Raw genomic sequence first — 18,302 nt, 5'->3', positions numbered from 1 at the left:
TCAGACCCGACAACCTGTTTCGCGCGGGGCTTTGGGATGATAGCTTGCGGATGTGCCGCCGTCCCCCATTGATCCCGCCCGTCTTGCAGCGCTGCCCGCCGATTTGCGCGCGCTCTTCCGCGCGCAGGAAGCGATGATTGAAGCCGAGCGTCGTCGCGCAGACGATGAATGCTCGGCGCGCCTTCATGTCGAGAGTGAACTGGCTGCGTCCAAAGAGAGCGTCGAACGCCTCGAACTGCTCGTGAAGGAGTACGAGCGCGCACGTTTCGGTAAACGCTCGGAGAAGTTCAATCCCGATCAGATGCAACTGGTTCTCGAGGACATCGAGATTGCCATCGCCGAAGTCCAGGAACGCCAGGACGATCGTGCGCGCCGCGCCGGCACGGCGCCGTCCAGCGGCCGGACCAGGCGCGCTGCCCGTGCCTTTCCCGCGCACCTGCCGCGCATCGAGCAGGTGATCGAACCCGAGAACCTCGAGTGTCCCTGCGGCTGCGGCCGGATGGTCCAGATCGGCGAGGATCGCTCCCGCCGTCTCGATGTCATGGCCGCCCAGTATCGTGTGATCGAGACGGTGCGACCGCGCTACGCCTGCGCAAAGGGCTGCACCGGTGTTGCTCAGGCGCCGGCGCCCGCCCATCTCGTGGAGGGTGGCATCCCCACCGAGGCGCTGCTGGCGCAGGTGGCGGTCGCCAAGTTCAGCGAGCACATGCCACTCTATCGTCAGTCGCAGGTTCTGGCTCGGCATGGCATCTTCATCGATCGCGCCGTTCTGGCAGACTGGATGGGAACGGTCGCCTTCCACCTCGCGCCGCTGGTCGAGCGCATGAGCGTCGTGATGAAGCAATCGGGCCGCTTGTTCATAGACGAGACCAGGGCGCCTGTGCTCGATCCGGGCCGGGGCCGAACGAAGACCGGCTATCTGTGGGCTGTCCTGCGCGACGATCGCGGCCACGGCGGCGCTGATCCACCAATCGTGGTCTACCACTACGCGCCAGGACGCGGTGGTGACCATGCTGAGCGCATCCTCGAGGGCTTCGACGGCATCCTTCAGGTCGACGGATACCAGGGCTATCATCGGCTCGCACGGCCCAAGCGCAAAGGCGGCGTGCCGCTGCGGCTGGCCGCATGTTGGTCCCACTCAAGGCGCAAGATCATCGCAGCGACTCCGAAAGCCGGCTCACCCATCGCCGAAGCCGTTCTCGCGCGCATCGCCGCACTCTATGCGATCGAGAAGGAGATCCGTGGCGCCGACGCCCCGGCTCGGCAAACGACCCGTAACGAGCGATCACGGCCGCTCGTCGCTGAACTCGAGAGGTTTCTGCGCGAGCAAGCCGCTCGCCTGTCGCCGGGCAGCGAGATGGGCAAGGCGATCGCCTATCTCCTGAACCATTGGGATGGCCTCACCTTGTTTCTCGACGATGGTTGCGTTGAGATGGACACCAATCCCGTCGAAAATCAAATCAGGCCGCTGACTCTGACGCGTAAAAATAGTTCATTTGCTGGTCACGACGAAGGTGGTCGTTCATGGGCGCGCATAGCTTCGCTCATCGCCACCTGCAAAATCAACAGCGTGGAGCCCTACGTCTGGATCAAAAATTAGGCGGCTTACAGGTGGCGGGCGAGATGATGCGCCGGCTCGTACGACGAGCCGAGCATCGAGCCCGGTATGCCGTCGTTGCTGGATGCGCTCCGTCTCGGCTTTCCGTTCCCAGACAATACTGCCCTTCCACGTACGCCCTTTCTTTCTCTGCCTGGGAACCAGCCGGTCGTTTGTATGCCGCCCACGTCTTTCTCATCGCCGCGTTCGCGATAATCAGCGACGCCGACCAGCGTCTCTCCGATAGAACCTGTTTTCGCCGACGCAGGCGCGCATGTCGGTGCGCCGGAACCAGATGGCGCGTCCGCATCGCAGCGGTGGATTGCCCGCAATAAAGATGACCTGCTCGTCGGTTCGCATGCGCAAGACATCATGCGGCAGCATCAGCGGCCGGCGCGCGAGCTGCTTGGACCGCGTCCGGGAGGAACCCGACGTCTGCGAGGACAGGCTCAGCTGATCGACCTCGACCGTCGTGTCGCCGCAGCGCTTGGAGATGTAGTCCGCCGTCTCGGGGTCGTTGATCGCCGAGAAGGAGATCCAGGATGCGCTTTCGAACCACTTGCTGGTGGCATCGCGGCCGCCATAGGCCTCGCGCATCTGGCCGATTGACTGGTAGAGCATCAAGAGGGTGATGCCGTATTTGCGCCCCGCATCACGCGCGGTTTCGAGAATGCGTAAGTAGCCGAGACGCGCGACCTCATCGAGTAGGAACAGGGTCCGGCCGGTCACTTCGCCATTGCGATTGTAGATGGCGTTGAGCAGCGAGCCGATGATGACGCGGGCGAGGCCGGCATGGTTCTCCAGGGTCTTCAGGTCGAGATTGATGAAGACGTCCGTCCGGCCCTCCGCGAGCTCGGCCGTCGTGAAGCTCGATCCGGACACCAGGGCGGCATAGTTGCCATAGGAGAGCCAGTGGGTTTCCTTCACCGCATTGGCGTAGACGCCGCTGAAGGTCTCTGGCGTCATGGCGATGAAGGGCGCGACATTCTCCTTCACGAATCCGGACTCGGAGTTGTCGTAAATCGTCTGAAGCCGCTGGCGCAACTTCGGCTCCGGCTCCGACAGGTTGGCGCGGACCTGGCGGAGGTGCTGATCCTTCTTTTCCGTATGACCGGACAAACAGACATCGGCGATCAACGCCGTCAGCAGTTGCAGCGCCGAGGCCCGAAAGAAGTCATCCCGCGCCGAGCCCTGGCGCGGATTGTCGGTCATGATGAACATCCCTCGTTTTGAAAAGGAAACCTCATGTCTGAAAGTCGAAAGCCCACGCACGATGCCTTCGCTGTGGCCGGTGACGGCCGAAATTCTACATGGACGCGGATCGGCGCCGCTTGGCCGAACGATGACGGCAAGGGTTTCAATATCGTGATCGCGCCCGGCTTGGCCGTTTTAGCCCCAGGCCGACCAGGAGCCTGACTAGTACCCACTTTTCTTGGAACGTGAGTCGTGATTCAAGGTCGGGATGATACCCGAAGCAAGAGAAGTCCACCTTTCGAGGAAAGATCGCAAGGTGCTTGAGGCGTGCTGTCGCTCACCGGTGACGTTGCAGCGCGATTTGAAGCGGGCGCGGATAGTTCTGTTGGCGGCGGATGGGCGCAGCACCCGGTCGATCGCCAAGGAAGTTGGGGTCCAGCCGCGGATTGTCAGCCTTTGGCGGCATCGCTATGCCGACCATGGTCTTGAAGGGCTGCAAGACAAGCCGCGGCCTGGCAAGCAGCCGATCTATACGAAGACGACCGACAAGCGGATTCTGAAGCTGCTGGATAAGCCGCCACCGCAAGGGTTTGCGCGCTGGACCGGCCCCCTGCTGGCCGAGGCGCTGGGCGATGTCGATGTCCAATATGTCTGGCGGTTCCTGCGCAGCCACAAGATTGACCTGGTGGCTCGCAAGTCCTGGTGCGAGAGCAACGACCCGAACTTTACGGCCAAAGCCGCCGATGTTGTCGGCCTCTATGTCGCGCCGCCGGCGAAGGCCATTGTGCTGTGCGTGGACGAGAAGCCCTCGATCCAGGCTTTGGAGCGAGCGCAGGGTTATCTGAAGTTGCCCAATGGCCGCGCCTTAACCGGCCAAAGCCACGATTACAAGCGGCATGGCACCACAACATTGTTTGCGGCGCTCGAAGTCGCCACCGGAAAGATCATCGCGACCCATTCAAAACGCCGGCGCCGCGTCGAGTTTCTCGATTTCATGAACAGCGTCACCGCGACTTTTCCGAACCGCAAGCTTCACGTCATCCTCGACAACCTCAACACCCATAAAAAGAACGAGGACTGGCTCAAGGCCCACCCCAACGTGCAATTTCATTTCACGCCGACAAGTGCGTCATGGCTCAATCAGGTCGAAGTATGGTTTTCCATCTTGCAGGGGCAGTCGCTCAGCGGCACCTCCTTCACGAGCCTCAAGCAGCTTCAGGAACACATCGATGCCTACGTCAACGCATACAACGACAGAGCCGAGCCCTTCGTCTGGACCAAGAAAAAGGTCCGTCAACGCCGTTTCAAAGGCCGCCGTATCACTCAGCTCTGATTCCGGGTACTAGATTCGATAACCTGTTTTGTTGAGTAGCGTGATGGTCAAGGTTGCCAAGCCCCGAGCCATGGCTCGATCGCGTCCTCGGCGGGCTTGAACACCGGGATGTGGTAGTTCGAGCGCATTGATGTGACGCGCTCGCGGGTCCAGCGATTGCCGTTGCCGGTCTTGAGGCCGTTGCGATTGAGGAGGCCGGCAATCAGATCGTCGCTGGCGATCAGCACCAGTTGACGCACGGCCTGGACGATATCGGCAGAGGTGCTGTTGCGCTGTCCGCGCCGGCGCTTCGGCAAGCGCAACTCGCTGTGGGCGCCCCCCACCCAATGGACGATGAGAACGATCTCCGAGGCCGCGTCGTCGATATCGGCCACGACCTCATGGATGAGGGTGCGCACAATGCGCTTCTTGAGGCGAGCATCCGTCGTCGGCGCATCCCAGACCGTTTTGAGGTTCGAGGCCAGAACGCCGAGCGAGACTGGATCGGCAAGGGGTGCGGGCGTGGCCGCATCATGCATGGCGATCTTGGCCTCAACCTCCGCCGCGTGAGCGAGCGCCCTGTTCCAGCGCGCTTCCAGCTCACTGGCCACCAGCCGGTTCGCGGGATCAGCGGCATCGTATTGCCGGAAAGCCCTGTCGGCGGCATAGCGCGCCGCTTCGAGGTCGCGACTGAGAGCATCGCGTACCTGATCGCGCCGTTCCCTGGCTCCCTTGGCGGCAGCGGTTGCGGCGGCGACAGCGCCCGGACCGACGACTCCAAGCAGCGATTCTTCGATGGCGTCATCGACGCGCAGTCCGCCGAAGGCGATGCAGTGGGCCCAGCCATTATCCATCCAGGCACGGTTGCAGCTGTAGCGCGGGATATGGTTCTCCATGCCGGAGTACCGGAGTGTGAGCTTGCGACCGCAGCGCTTGCAGCGGATCAGACCGGCCAGCAACGCGTCACCATGGTTGGGCGCGCCGTGATGCCGACTGGTGGGAACATTGCTGCTGACCATGGTGCGAATCGCCTCGAACTTCTCCCAGCTCACATACCCTTCGTGAGTGTTGGGCTTCAGCGTCAGCCATTCGTTCCGCGCCTTGCGGCGGATCTTCAGGCTCACGCCAGCGGTGCTGTATCCCGCCGCCACAGCTGTCTTACCATAGGCATAGGCGCCGCCGTAGACCGGGTTCTCAATGATCCGGTGGATGGCAGAGTAGTTTGGTCGCCGCCAGGCCGTGTCGCCGTTGGTCTGCTTCACCGGCAGATCGAGATTGTACTCATGGAGCCAGCAGAGCGCCTGTCGCGCGCTGCCCAGTTCCTCGACCTTGTCGAACACCAGCTTGATCGCCTCCTGGACACGCCGATCCGGGTCTTTCTCATAACGGTCGCCGGCCTTCACGAAGCCGACGGGCGCTGTCACAACCAACTCGCCCCGGCGCGCCTTCTCGTAGCGGGCCGAGAGCGAGCGCTGGCGCAACAGATCCAGCTCGTACTCGTTGAGGCTGCCCTTGAGCCCGAGCAGCAGGCGGTCGTTGCCGTGCCTTGGCGCATAGATGGTCTCTTGATCGACCAGAACGGTATCGACCACGCGGCACATCTCGATGAGTTGCTGCCAATCCCGGCTGTTGCGGGCGAAGCGCGAGACCTCGCGGGCGCAAACCGCACCAACCCTGCCGAGGCAAACCTCCGCCACCATTCGCTCGAATCCGGCGCGTTGTATGCCGCCGGCGGCTGAACGACCATCTGACGACGGACAATCACGGACAAGCTCCGTTCGTACGGCGCTTCGAGGGCGAAGATGGGCTTTCACGTCGAACATCGCCAGCACAAAGCTCTCAACAATTGGGCCGAGAATTCTCATCAGCCGACGCGGCGGCGCGAGCGGATCATGGAGCGTTTCAAATCGTCCCGTCAGGCTCAACGGTTTCTGTCAGTTCACGATCAGGTCGCGAACCTTTTCCACATCCCCTATTCTGGAGCCGTCACTGCCGACTTCCGTCGTGCTTCGCGCGGGCGAGCCTTTGCGACTTGGCGCGAGATCTCCGCGACAAGCGCTATCGCCGAATCTCGAACCTTTGAGAAGCGCCTCCTTCGGCTCGCGGTCGATTAAGTTGACGATGCCCCGCTGCCTCCAGCAGCACGCCAGGCGCGATGGAATTGCACCCCACGGTGATCCGGGTTTTCCTGTGAATCGGGGAGAAGCGCCCTACGTCAGCTACTCGTCAGCCAGCCAGTCTATGCAGACTGGCTGCGCACTCTCGACTTTATCGGAGGTGGAATATGACAGGCATTGGCCGAGCTGGTAAATCGCACGTTGGGCCCGCAGGAGCCGACAGCGCATGGGGATCGAGTAGTTCGAGCCCGGAGCTCGGTCCCGCCCCCGGGGAGGGCGGGCAATCTTTCGACTCTGTCGTGGAGCGGATGCGCTCCGGGCCTCGAGATGGAACGGCTCCGCTCGTGAGCCTGCCACCAGCTTCGGCGGTGGCAGTCCAGATTTCCTCAAGTGGCGACGGAATCAAGGCAGCGAAGCAAAAAATGCGCAGCCTGCTTGCGGGGCTTGATGCTTCTAAAAATGCAGCCACACGAGCCCAGAACCCGAACCCGTCGGAGGCGCAAGAGCTGATCGATCAAGTCGTCAAGGCAGGCTCGGAAGTTCTGGGCTATTACGCGAGCCTCCCCCCGGACATGGCGCGCGGGCTTCTTTCCGACGGTCGGGCTCGCCGACTCCGCGAGGAAACTATCGCTGCGGGAAACGAATGCGACATCGTGGCCACCTGGATTATCGGCGACCTGGAGAAGAGCAGGAAGAAAGCAACAGCCTTGCTCAAGAATATGCGAGTTGCCAACGCTCAGCCTGACCAGCTGAGCCGAGCGGTATCCAGCGTGGCGAAGCACTACGAGGCCTGCATGGAGGGGTGGGGAAAGAAGGCATTGCGCATGGAACGGATGCAGTCCGTCTGCGCGGCCACCGCCAACTTGCCGAGCACCACGCCCGAGATGCGGCAGGCCGAAGAGGCCGCACTACGCCTGCAGACCGGCTGGGCACTTTATACGAAGTGCGTGTATCTGCAATCGCAGGTTGCTCTTGCTCAGCTTCTAATTGAGTCGCGGGCGAGCACGTTCGAACCAGCTGTAAGCGACGCCCTCATGGGTGAGGATGGGCGGGTGCGTCTGCTCGGGACCTTTATCGAGGATGTTTTTCCGGCATTTAACTCGGCGTCCGAAGCCGTTCTGAGCAGCAACGGAGCGGCACTCGACGCAGACCACTGCACCGTTCTGGAAGGAGTCATGGAGCGGCTTTCGGAATTTGCCTCAGGGGTGCACGGAATCGTTACCAGGCTAAGGGACGCCGGAACGGATGCCGACCTTCCATTAAAACTGTTGGGCCAGATCGCGGATGGTGCATGGGTCACCGCGGACGACGTCACGCGTCTTTTGGACGTGCAGCCAAAGACGCCCGCCGTGATTGAGCCGACGGCCCGGACTGCCGTAGTGGTTGAGGGGGGCGCGGCCCGCAGGGAGGGGAAGGGCAAGCGCGCACCGGCCGCAGGCGAGCGAAGTTCGGCGGCCGGGCCGCGCGAGCCGCAGCTCGCCACGCCCGACGCTGCCACGGCCCCGACAGTCAAGGTGATCGTACTCTCGGATCTGGGTACGAAGAAACTCGCGAGCGCGGAGGAGGCGGCACTCGCGAGGGCGTCATCGTCGGCGACCGGGCACCTGGAGATATTGCAGGCTCCGCCCTCCAGGAACGCACTGACCGGATTACTCAAGCGATTGGACGAACTTTTGCAGTTCGATCTGCCGGCTCAGCAAAGCGCGGTCTCGCAAGCGCGCCACGGGAAGCCCGAGGACGCCGATCACGCCGTGGATCTCGTCGTTAAGCGCCTGCAGACACAGGCCTCCGAGATTGAGGCCAGTGTAGCCGCGCTGGAGGAGCCTCGCCGACGTGTCCTACTCACGCCTGCGCAAGTGCCGGAAGTGCACGACAAAATAGCCCGGCTCAAGGCGATGTTGTCCGAGGTGCAGGGACAGGCAAACTCTTTCACGGCGCAAAAGGCGGTGATCACGATCGATTGCATGAAGACCTACGCGTTTCCGTCCCAGAAGTATCTTGAACAGTTGCGAGCGGCCGGGGAGTTGGCGGCTGTGAATTCACCGCGCGCCTTGAAGGATGATCCGGGGACACTGTTCGAGATCAAGCTGCAGCCCAAGGCCCTGCGCAATGGCGCGACGCCAAGCCCGATGTGGGTGCACATCCATACCAAGCGGCCGGTACATGCCAGGCAGTTGGCAACGCTGAGCGATGCCGGGTTCGCCGCTTGCCACGTGAAGTCCAATGACCAGCGCGGCTACAATCAGGACTGGCAGAGCGCTCGAGCTGCGACGGGGCGCGAGAACGTCGTGATCCACCGCGGCAAGCTCACGCCGGCGTTCTGTAGGTCCTTGTTGCGCACCGCAGCTGGCGGCCAGCCGTGGCATCCCCTTCCCGAGGCGGAGCACGCGTCGATGCAGTTCGCGCGCCTCGGGATGTAGTTACCTGGGTGTCCCGCGCCAGAGCGTCGCTGTGGTGACACGATCAAGTGGACCGTTTCTCACCGAGAGGAAATCCTCGATGAGCTCGAAGCCGGCGCGGGCTTCCTCGAACAGATCGACAACAGGGTCCGATTGAAATTCGATCGGGAGCGTCGTGACCCCAACTTCCTTTCGCTTGGCAGCTGAACCGTCAAATGCCGGCGATGTGTCGTCTCAAGTCCAGGCGCATGCGATCAGCGCTCCAGGCTCTTCATCTTCGAAAGTGAGTACACATGAAATTCGTCTCAATGAATCGGGGGGGGCAACAAACGGATAGCGTGGACGCGCAAGATGCCTCTCCAGCCGACTCGTCGGCAGAGGCGGCGGCCTTTCAGCGGCAGCTGAGCGAGGTCGCTGTCCTGTCCGCTCCCGTGCTCATGCAGGTCCGCGCCTATCAAGCGGATGCATCGCGATCTGAGGCGCGACCCATCGTGCGGGCGAGCGGGCAACCATATACGCCGGCTCCGCACGGTGAAGGCGGTGGAACGACGCTGAATGCGTCGGCGCTGCCGCTCGGCCATGCAAATTTGGTTTTCGCAGGAAGCGGCATGGATCCTGTTTATTCCGACGATGCGTCTCTTATTGAGGGGCTCGGGCCGGCACTCTTCAAGGCTGGGGCCACCGAGCGCACCGTCAGGCGCAATGTACGTTGTCTTCTCGGATTGGGGCATTGGCTCGTAAAGAACGGAAAGCCGGGCATTGCTGCCCGGCTTTCCGAAGAGTCGCTGGTCGAGGATGCCCTGGAGTTCGGCAAGCAGGAGGGGCAGGCCATCGCTACGCCACTGGTTCATCTTCGAGCCTCCCAATCGCCGGGCGGCATCGCGCCGATTGCAAGCCGGGTTGAGCTGAATCCCTATTCCCAAGATGCGGATCTCATCAAAGGGTACAAGGAAGATGCAGCGTCAGGCACCGCCAACACCGTCAGGAAGTATGCAACTCTTCTTATCGATTTCAGTGATTACCTCCGTGAGAACGATAAGCCCGGCATTGCTGCTCGACTTGGCGACGGCTCGCTGGATAATGATGTCAGCCAGTATAAGGAGGCGGACCCCCGTGGCCGCAGAAAAGCCGGGGCCGCACTGGCTCATCTCCTGAGGTCGCCGGCGGGTGCTAGAGCGATCGAGCTCCGGCCTCATATTCGCCCCGTTCCTGATTTCGAAGGCGCGGTTCGCGCTGAGCCGAGCCGGACCCGGGCCGCGACTGCACAGCACAGCTCGAGCGGAGCTATCAGCTGGCCGGAGACTCTGCCTGCGAACCAGCAGGATCTGCTTTTGGAGACGATGGACGGACCCAGCTCCTCGCCGCCTATCGAGACAATTGCGCACCATCAACAAGCAGCGGATGCAGGAGGGTCTTTTCGTGACTTGAACTTGCCCCGCGCCGACCATGGGGTTTCACCGCCGCATGGCCTGGCATTGGATGCTGCAGGGTCCCTGAACTGGCGCCACCATGACGACGAACTGACGGATAAACGTCACAGGAACCCGCTCGGGCCAGGCGAGCAGGTTCTCGTCATCAATGAGCATGATATAGGGGAGTTGAGATCAGCGAAGAGGCAGAAGACGCTAAGCAATCCGCAGGGCGTCGCCGTTGAGCGGCAGCTGATGCAGACGCCATCCCATCAACTGGCGGCGTCCCCATTGCAGATGCAGGCTCCGATGCTGTCGCAAAACGAGCTGATCGGCGAGCCGCTCCCAGGGGAAGACGCGGAGCTCTTGGCGAGGTTTCGTGTAGACGCCAAGCGGCGCAAGCTCACCCCAGGCGCCATCAATAACAGTGTTTCCGGGCTTGGGAGATTTGTTCGCTGGGTCAACGCAGAGCATGGGGGGTCCGTAGCTTCTCGGCTACGAAAAGGTACACCGCTGGATGAGGAAATTGCGGCGTACCGGAGATTGGGCCGTGACCCCCAGCACCGCATTACATCGGCCCTGGATGTTCTCCGGCGGCTCTTGCGTGGGGGTGAAGAAGCCGAAGCTCCCGAACCCCGCGTCCTCGGTGCCCCACGTCGCCTGGTTCCTCATCCAGAAGATGCGCCCCTCATCGAGGGCGCGCTGAGCCAAGCTCTGAAACATGTTAAAACTGCGAAGGATAAGGGGTCTGCGCAAAAGCGGGCGACACGTCTTCGCGCGCTGAGTGCGTGGCTTAAAGGGAATCGCAAAGGGAGCATCATCGGGCGACTTAACGGCTCTAGCAAGGAGCAGTTAACGCTGGACAACGATGTGCTGGCGTTCCAACGGACCGGAGGCGCAAGATACCGTCCCGATTTGTCGCATCTTCGCAGCTACTTAAAACTCATCGAGGCGAACCGAGAGCTGGGGCTGCCAGGCCCTGAGCAGCCGAGCTCGCCGGCCGCGTGGGGCGATCGGCATCCCGGCTCGGCGCAGGATCTTCCCTCAACGCCGGCAAGCCCAAGCGCGGGAGCTTGGGTTTGGTTGGGTGAACAGCTGCACGAACCAGCATCACCATCCAGGCCCCCGTCACATGCTAAGGGCAGGCTTGAGCCATCTGTTGATCTGAATGCGCCGACGCCGTCCGAGTTGCGCGACGATGCTCATTTTGCGCCAGCGCATCCTGCCAGGGCCCGTTCAGACACCTACGCTGGTCTTGAGCCATTTGTTGATCTGAATGCGCCGACGCCGTCCGAGTTGCGCGACGATGCTCACTTTGCGCCGGCGCATCCTGCCAGGGCTCGTTCAGACACCTACGCTGGTCTTGAGCCATTTGTTGATTTGAATGCGCCGACGCCGTCCGAGTTGCGCGACGATGCTCACTTTGCGCCGGCGCATCCTGCCGGGGCTCGTTCAGACACCTACGCTGGTCTTGAGCCATTTGTTGATCTGAATGCGCCGACGCCGTCCGAGTTGCGCGACGATGCTCACTTTGCGCCGGCGCATCCTGCCAGGGCTCGTTCAGACACCTACGCTGGTCTTGAGCCATTTGTTGATCTGAATGCGCCGACGCCGTCCGAGTTGCGCGACGATGCTCACTTTGCGCCGGCGCATCCTGCCAGGGCTCGTTCAGACACCTACGCTGGTCTTGAGCCATTTGTTGATCTGAATGCGCCGACGCCGTCCGAGTTGCGCGACGATGCTCACTTTGCGCCGGCGCATCCTGCCAGGGCTCGTTCAGACACCTACGCTGGTCTTGAGCCATTTGTTGATCTGAATGCGCCGACGCCGTCCGAGTTGCGCGACGATGCTCATTTTGCGCCAGCGCATCCTGCCAGGGCTCGTTCAGACACCTACGCTGGTCTTGAGCCATTTGTTGATCTGAATGCGCCGACGCCGTCCGAGTTGCGCGACGATGCTCATTTTGCGCCAGCGCATCCTGCCAGGGCCCGTTCAGACACCTACGCTGGTCTTGAGCCATTTGTTGATCTGAATGCGCCGACGCCGTCCGAGTTGCGCGACGATGCTCATTTTGCGCCAGCGCATCCTGCCAGGGCTCGCTCAGACACCTACGCCGGTCTTGAGGCAGCGGTTAATCCGAATCCGCGCACACCATTCGAGTTGCGTGACAATGCTTGGGCCCCGGCGCCTGACTTTCGGCCGCTGTTTGCCGGGCCAGTACCGGGGCATCACCAGGGCGCTCGACAGCCCGGTTCGCCGCAGGGGCTTTCTCCGGCGCCAGCCTTCTCGGATGATGAAGCTTTGGCGTGGTTGCGCGAGGAGCTGGCGCGACGGCAGATGCAAGAACCGGCCTCACCATCAACCGGCAGGGCTCCCTCAGACATCTACGGCGGCCTTGAGTCATTGGTGCATCTGGATGCGCCCACGCCGTGGGAATTGCGCGACGATGCTCACTTTGCGCCGGCGCCCGCTGCCAGGGCGCGCTCGGACACCTACCGCGGTTTTCCATTGGTTGATCTGACTGCGCCCACGCCGTCCGAATCACGCGACGATGCTAATTCTGTACGGCCGTTTCCGATCACCTCCGCCAACGCTCAGATCGGGGCTTTAGATCCGACAGTCTCGTCTCACGGCCACGGGCTGGTGCTCGAGGACACGGAATGGCTGGGCGACGAGCATATCGACAGGGATTACCGGCTCCAGGAGCAGGATTTGCAGAGGAACGATCCGGATCTCGCCGCCCGGACGCGGTTCGTGAATCCCCTCATCGTCCTAAATTATCTGGGCTCTAACGACGATGGCGTCGTGCAAACCGAGTTCCAGCGCATCGTCCATGATGATGAATTTAATGATACAGCCGACTTCCTGTTCCTGCCCGTGATTAATGCCAACCCTGAAGATCCTAATAACCTCGGCAACCATTGGTCGCTGCTGTTCGTTGATCGCAGTGACCGGGGGCAGCCGGTCGCCTACCACTACGATTCCTACAGGGGACTCAACAAAAAGCATGCAGAGCATCTCGCAAGTAGGCTGCACCTCCGCCTGGAGCCAGCCGGCATGGCCCAGCAGCAGAACACTTATGATTGCGGCGTCTTTGTCGTGGACGGGACGCGGGCGCTGGTTAGGCAATTGGAGCAAGGAGGGCAGACAGTCCACCTGGACCAGCTCGTCGTCGATCGGCAGGCACTGCAAAACCGACTCAGGGGCTGATGTCGCCGTGGGCGAGATAGAGTTGGCTGTGAATCGACGCTGAACATTGACCCCCGTACGCGCGAAGTCAATCAAGTACTTGGGACGCCGATCGGCGTCCGGACCCCACACGATGACATAATTGCGGTCGGCGCCCGCGGGACGAAAGGTCCGCTATCTTCAAGCCTGCACGCAATCACACGAATCGGAGGGGCTATGAAGCAATATGTTGGGCTTGACGTCTCACAAAAGGAGAGAATCAGGAACAGCAGAAGCCCGTTCCCGAAGATCATACGTCCGTCAGCAAGGACGAGGAATCGGGCGCACGAGGGTTGCAGCGCGATTTGCAGGATCGGTTGCAGCCGGCGCACGACGAGCCGGTGAGCGAGCCCGTCAGCGATAGTGCTTCCCATCCCGAAGTACCTGCAGGCTCGCGCCGGTTCGCCGCCTGCTCAAGGTCGGCATTGGCCTTGCGATTGTGGCCGTCTTCGGATGGTTGCCGCTGAAGGCCGTGCTGCAGACCTCGAGCGTTGCGGCCGTGGTCAATGCCAGGATCGTGACGTTGCGCTCGCCGATTGACGGCACCGTGAGCGCGAAGCCGCCGCAAGGCTCGACGCAACTCAGCGTGGTCCATGAGGGCGACGCGATCCTTCATGTCGTCAACGCGCGTGGCGATCGCGTGCGGCTCGACGATCTTCGGCGGCAGATGTCCCGGATGGAAAATGAGCGCCCGAGTTTCGCCGCCAAGCTTGCGGCCGCCGAGACGGCGCAACAGGACCTCGCCCGCCAGGCGGCCCAGTTCCGCGACGGTCGCATCCTCCAGCTCCAGGCGCGCATTGCCGAAATCCAGTCGGCGATCGAGGCCGCGGCCGCGCGACGGGAGAAGGCAGTGGCCGCCGTCGAGCGGGCCTCGTCACTGATCAAATCGGGCAGCGTCTCGACGGTCGAAATGGCCCGCCTGACGCGCGAGCAGGCGATCGCCCAGCAGACTGCGGATTTCACGGATCGTGAGCATCGATTTCGCGCGATCGTGAGCACTGAATTCAGACGATCGTGAGCAGCCCGCTACGGCCGATGGGAGATAGAGTCAGTGTTCTGGTTGGCCGTCAAGGGTGATGGTTTTGGCGCTGCGTTTTCGCATGCTTTCTCCGGTGAGCTGGAGGCGGTGGGCGTTGTGGACGAGGCGATCGAGAATGGCGTCGGCGACCGTGGGGTCCCCAATGGCTCCATGCCAGGTGTCCACGGGGAGCTGACTTGTGACGATGGTGGATGCGCGGCCATGTCGGTCCTCGAGGATTTCGAGCAGATCGCGGCGTTCCGCGGCGGTGAGCACCGATAGTCCCCAATCATCCAAAATCAGAAGCTGAGCGCGGCCGAGGCTTTTGAGGAGCCGGGCGTAGCGTCCGTCTCCGCGCGCGAGCGCCTCGAACAGCCTTGGAACGCGATGATAGAGGACTGATCGGTTGTCGCGGCAGGCCTTGTGGCCGAGCGCGCAGGCTAACCAACTTTTGCCCAGGCCGGTTGCCCCGGTGACGAGCAAATTCTCGTGGCGATCGATCCAGCGACCTTCGACGAGTTTGGCGAAAACGGCGCGGTCGATGCCCCGCGGGGTGCGCAGATCGACGTCCTCGACGCAAGCAGTCTGGCGCAGTGCGGCGATCTTGAGGCGCGTGGTGAGCCGCCTGGTGTCGCGTTCGGCGGCTTCGCGGTCGACCAACAGGCCGATGCGATCTTCGAACGGCAGGGCTTCGAGATCGGGCGATCGGCGCTGCTCCTCGAAGGCCTTGGCCATTCCGGTCAGTCGGCGCCGTAGCTTTTGACGAGCGCCAGAATGCCAAGGCAGGTTCGAAAGCCTTGTTCTGGATGGGGCCGGGCGTCGATCACGGCCTGGAAAAACGCTGCTGTCGAAGGACCGATCCGCTCGCCGGCGGCGATCACCGCGGCGGGGGTCTATTCGCCGTAGCGGCGATGGGCGCTGGGCATGTGGTCGGCGATGGTGGTGTGTCCGCGTCGGTTGGGCGCGCGGGCATGGCTGGCGATCCGCTGGCCCTTGTGGAAGATCTCGACCGTCTATAGCGCGACGATCTGGGTCGGAAGACGTATTGCCTCACATATCGATGCTCCCGGGCGCGATCAGTTGCCTCATTTATTTTGCTCCTGGCCTGAGTTGAGGAGGAGGCCGGGTGCGGAGATGGCCGGGGTTTCGGAGCGCCCGGCCTCCTCCGCTGGCACCTCGCACGTCATTGGGGTGTTGTGACCTCATGCCCTGGCGGCATTTTTTCTGAAGCAAACAGCAGCGCATTCGCTTGCTCGCTGCGCCAGGATTTCAACCGACGTTGAAGGGTTCGAAGAAGCTTGTTCGGATAGTCTCCAGGATATTCCACCTGCAGGCGCGAGAGCAGTTCGCTGCCGGTCCGCCAAGGCTCGGCTTCAAACCATTTTCTCAAATCTGACGTTGCCCGGATAAGCGGATCGGGACGACGCCGGCCCCTTTTAGCCTTCACGATTGGCCGATCCGTCGGGCGCGTGGCGCCGTCCTTCCAGGCCGTTCGCAGGCTTGCCAGGAAGCGATCAATCGATTGTGATGCCGCAGCAGGATGGGCGGATGGTTGGATATCCGCGAGCGCCGCGAGGCGCTCCTGCACGTCGCGGATGTCGCGCAACAACGTGACCGGATCGAGAGCGGTATAGATTTCCTGGAGATGGTGGCGGACCGCATCAGGCGTGCGGGCGTCCGCTGACAGGCGCTGGTGGGGTGTTGCCGGCGCGCTGTATGTCTTACGTACACGAGCACCGTCGCGCTGCTTGGCTAACAGTTTGAACGAAGGTTGGAAGAAGTTTACGAACAGCCGCGCTGACCGATAGAGTTCCGCCAGTAGCTTGGCCGCCTCCAGGCCTTCGAACCTACGATAGCCGACCATCCTGCGCACGACGGCGCCGTTCTTTTGCTCGACGAACGCCTGGTCATTCTTCCGGTAGGGACGGCAACGCGTGAAGACAATGTTGGCCGCCTCGCAGTAGGCCTTCAACGTCTCATTCATGAACACGGTGTCATTGTCCGTGTCGAAGCCGAGCAGCGCAAAAGGCAATTGCTTGCGCAATTCCGTCAGCACCGTGCTCACCAGCGTCTGTTCGCGCACGATCAGAGGTGCGCACTCTGTCCAGCCGGTAGCAATGTCGGTGAGCACGAGGGTCTGGATGAAGCTGCCGCGCGCAGATGGACCGCTATGCGCTACAAGGTCGGCCTCGACGAATCCCGGCGCCGGATCATTCCAATCTGCCGAAGTCCGTATTGGAATACTGCGACGCAGGGAATGCCCCGCGTGCCGCCGGCGCTTGCGACCCAATTTTTCTCGAACCCGCACCAAGGCGCGGTCGATCGTCGCAGCGCTCATCGCCAAAAGTTTGGTGCGAATCTCAGGGGCAAGGTCGAGGTGCCCGTACCGTTCCATCGCCTCAATCAGCGCGGGCATTAATGCTTTCAGTCGCTTCCCGCAGATGCGGTCTGACGCCTCCCAAAGCAGCACGAGTGCGGTGTGTTCTGCTTCATTATATATCCGACGTCGCGCCCGTCGGCCCGGATGTACGCCTTCCTGGTTTCGAAGTAGACGCATCGCATGCTTCCGATGGAATCCGGTGATGTCGACGAACTCGTCCAATATCCGCGCCTTCTTCGCGCGATCCGACCGCCGATAGCGCACGCCTGCCGCCGCCGTCAGTTCCTTCCGCGTTGCCATGCTTAGCCACCCCATCTCCGCCCCTCGCTCGTTCCCGGTCCAGGGGAGCAATTTACGTGAGGCAACGGCTTAGGATCCGGTAACAATTAAGGCGAGGCAATGCGCACGTCGAGGTGATCGTCATACAGGCGCACCCGCAGCCGATGGCCGATCAAGCGCGACGGCACCGTGTAGAACACCTTGCGCAAGGTGAAGCCGCCGGACGACGTCACGTGGACGATCACCTCTTCATAGTCCGACGTGCGGCGGTCCGGCAGATCCTGAAGTGCGCTACGTTCACTGTCGATCCGCTTGGCGTTGCGGGCATTGCGGCGGCTGGCGATCTCATCGATGAAGCCACGATAGGCAGCTAGATCGTCGAAGTCGGCGGTGCCACGCAGCAACAGCGCGTCGCCGATCGCTCGCTTGAGATGACCATGCGAACTCTCGATCGCCCCGTTCTCGTGGGCGATGCCACGATTGTTGCGGGAAGGCCGCATGCCGTAATGGGCACAGAGGTCTTCGTATCGCCGCGTCAGATCGTCTTTGGCGTCGCGGTCGAGATTGCAAAAGGCGGCCGACAGGCTGTCGGTGCGATGCTCCCGTGGCGCCCCACCGAGTGACCACAAGGCATTCTGCAGGCCTTCGGCCAGAGCGACGAAGCTCTCACCGCCGAGCACGACATGGGCGTGCTCAAACCCGGAATAGGCCAGCCGGAAGTGATAGAGACGATGGTCGAGCGGTACGCCCGCGATCGTGACACCCAATTCGCCCATGTCGGTGAAGTCGGACAGGCCGCGCTGACCGGGTTCGTGGGTCTGGCGGAAGATGACCTCCTGCTCCTCGCCGTGGATCGCCCGCCAGGCCCGGATCCGGCGCTCCAGCGTGCGACGGATGCCGGCGCCGAGCTCGGGATGGCGTCGGAGCAACTCCTCGAAGATCGTGACCGGCCGCACACCGGGGGCGGCCTTCAGCATCGGCGCGATATCTGTCTCAAATACGCGGGCCAAGGGATCTGGCCGGCGACGGCCGCGGGGAGCCTTCTTCTGCGACGGAAGGCGTCGATCCTTCTCGATCCGGTAAGCGGTCGAGGTGCTGAACGAAGCCTTGGCGGCGGCCACGGGTGGGCTATCGGTCTGACGGTACTTCATGTAGAGCCTCATTTGGTGATCGGTAATGTGTCGGCCTGGCACGCGAGTGATTCCTCTTGGCGGAAGAACCACTTGCATAACCAGCCGGCCGCGATCACCAGTCGGCGCGGTCCGCTGTGGATCGCGCCGACGCCGGGCTCGTAACTCCGGTCGGGCTACGCCCTCCCTGCGTCACGAGCCCGGCGTAGCCCTCTCATCATGGTCGACGCTCCACTTCC

8 protein-coding genes and 4 pseudogenes are annotated in these 18,302 nt (G+C 62.3%); 6 read left to right on the top strand and 6 right to left on the bottom strand.

What is annotated here, in order from left to right:
* Positions 1-52: 52 nt before the first annotated feature.
* On the top strand, positions 53-1,600 hold the full coding sequence (locus tag ACE10W_RS05385; protein ID WP_039156384.1) for an IS66 family transposase: 1,548 nt from the start codon (positions 53-55) through the stop codon (positions 1,598-1,600).
* Positions 1,601-1,813: 213 nt separating this feature from the next.
* On the opposite strand, the pseudogene ACE10W_RS05380 reads toward ACE10W_RS05385, so the two are convergent.
* A pseudogene (locus tag ACE10W_RS05380) lies at positions 1,814-2,815 on the bottom strand (type IV secretory system conjugative DNA transfer family protein); the annotation flags it as partial.
* A gap of 244 nt (positions 2,816-3,059) precedes the next feature.
* Between ACE10W_RS05380 and ACE10W_RS05375 the strand changes: the two are divergent.
* Positions 3,060-4,124 carry an IS630-like element ISRj1 family transposase gene (locus tag ACE10W_RS05375; RefSeq protein WP_011084514.1) on the top strand — a complete coding sequence of 355 codons (1,065 nt, stop codon included), beginning with the start codon at positions 3,060-3,062 and terminating at the stop codon, positions 4,122-4,124.
* A 47-nt stretch (positions 4,125-4,171) separates the two neighbouring features.
* On the opposite strand, the gene ACE10W_RS05370 is transcribed toward ACE10W_RS05375, so the two are convergent.
* Positions 4,172-5,968: a recombinase family protein gene (locus tag ACE10W_RS05370; protein ID WP_011084515.1), complete on the bottom strand. Its 1,797-nt coding sequence runs from the start codon at positions 5,966-5,968 to the stop codon at positions 4,172-4,174.
* Between ACE10W_RS05370 and ACE10W_RS05365 the strand changes: the two are divergent.
* From ACE10W_RS05365 to ACE10W_RS05350, 4 genes and pseudogenes are all read left to right on the top strand, one after another.
* A pseudogene (locus ACE10W_RS05365) lies at positions 5,855-6,206 on the top strand (DDE-type integrase/transposase/recombinase); the annotation flags it as partial. The gene ACE10W_RS05370 and the pseudogene ACE10W_RS05365 overlap by 114 nt on opposite strands.
* Positions 6,207-6,387: 181 nt before the next feature.
* On the top strand, positions 6,388-8,640 hold the full coding sequence (locus ACE10W_RS05360) for a hypothetical protein (protein WP_011084516.1): 2,253 nt from the start codon (positions 6,388-6,390) through the stop codon (positions 8,638-8,640).
* A 272-nt stretch (positions 8,641-8,912) separates the two neighbouring features.
* Positions 8,913-13,238, top strand: a complete 4,326-nt coding sequence (locus ACE10W_RS05355) for a Ulp1 family isopeptidase (protein ID WP_011084517.1) — start codon at positions 8,913-8,915, stop codon at positions 13,236-13,238.
* Positions 13,239-13,695: 457 nt separating this feature from the next.
* Positions 13,696-14,274: a hypothetical protein gene (locus ACE10W_RS05350; RefSeq protein WP_011084521.1), complete on the top strand. Its 579-nt coding sequence runs from the start codon at positions 13,696-13,698 to the stop codon at positions 14,272-14,274.
* Positions 14,275-14,304: 30 nt separating this feature from the next.
* Here the strand turns inward: ACE10W_RS05350 and istB are convergent, their stop codons facing one another.
* The 4 genes and pseudogenes from istB to istA all read right to left on the bottom strand — a co-directional run.
* The gene (gene istB / locus ACE10W_RS05345; protein ID WP_038952402.1) at positions 14,305-15,009 is read right to left on the bottom strand and encodes an IS21-like element ISFK1 family helper ATPase IstB; all 705 of its coding nucleotides are present in this window, start codon (positions 15,007-15,009) and stop codon (positions 14,305-14,307) included.
* 8 nt (positions 15,010-15,017) lie between these two features.
* A pseudogene (locus ACE10W_RS05340) lies at positions 15,018-15,287 on the bottom strand (IS21 family transposase); the annotation flags it as partial.
* A 170-nt stretch (positions 15,288-15,457) separates the two neighbouring features.
* Positions 15,458-16,969, bottom strand: a complete 1,512-nt coding sequence (locus ACE10W_RS05335) for an ISNCY-like element ISBj12 family transposase (protein ID WP_011084703.1) — start codon at positions 16,967-16,969, stop codon at positions 15,458-15,460.
* A 74-nt stretch (positions 16,970-17,043) separates the two neighbouring features.
* Positions 17,044-18,162: pseudogene (istA, locus tag ACE10W_RS05330) on the bottom strand (IS21-like element ISBj11 family transposase); the annotation flags it as partial.
* Positions 18,163-18,302: the final 140 nt, after the last annotated feature.

The organism is Bradyrhizobium sp. B025 (assembly GCF_042257955.1).
GTDB lineage: Bacteria > Pseudomonadota > Alphaproteobacteria > Rhizobiales > Xanthobacteraceae > Bradyrhizobium > Bradyrhizobium diazoefficiens.
This window is presented reverse-complemented; position numbering and strand designations above follow the sequence as displayed.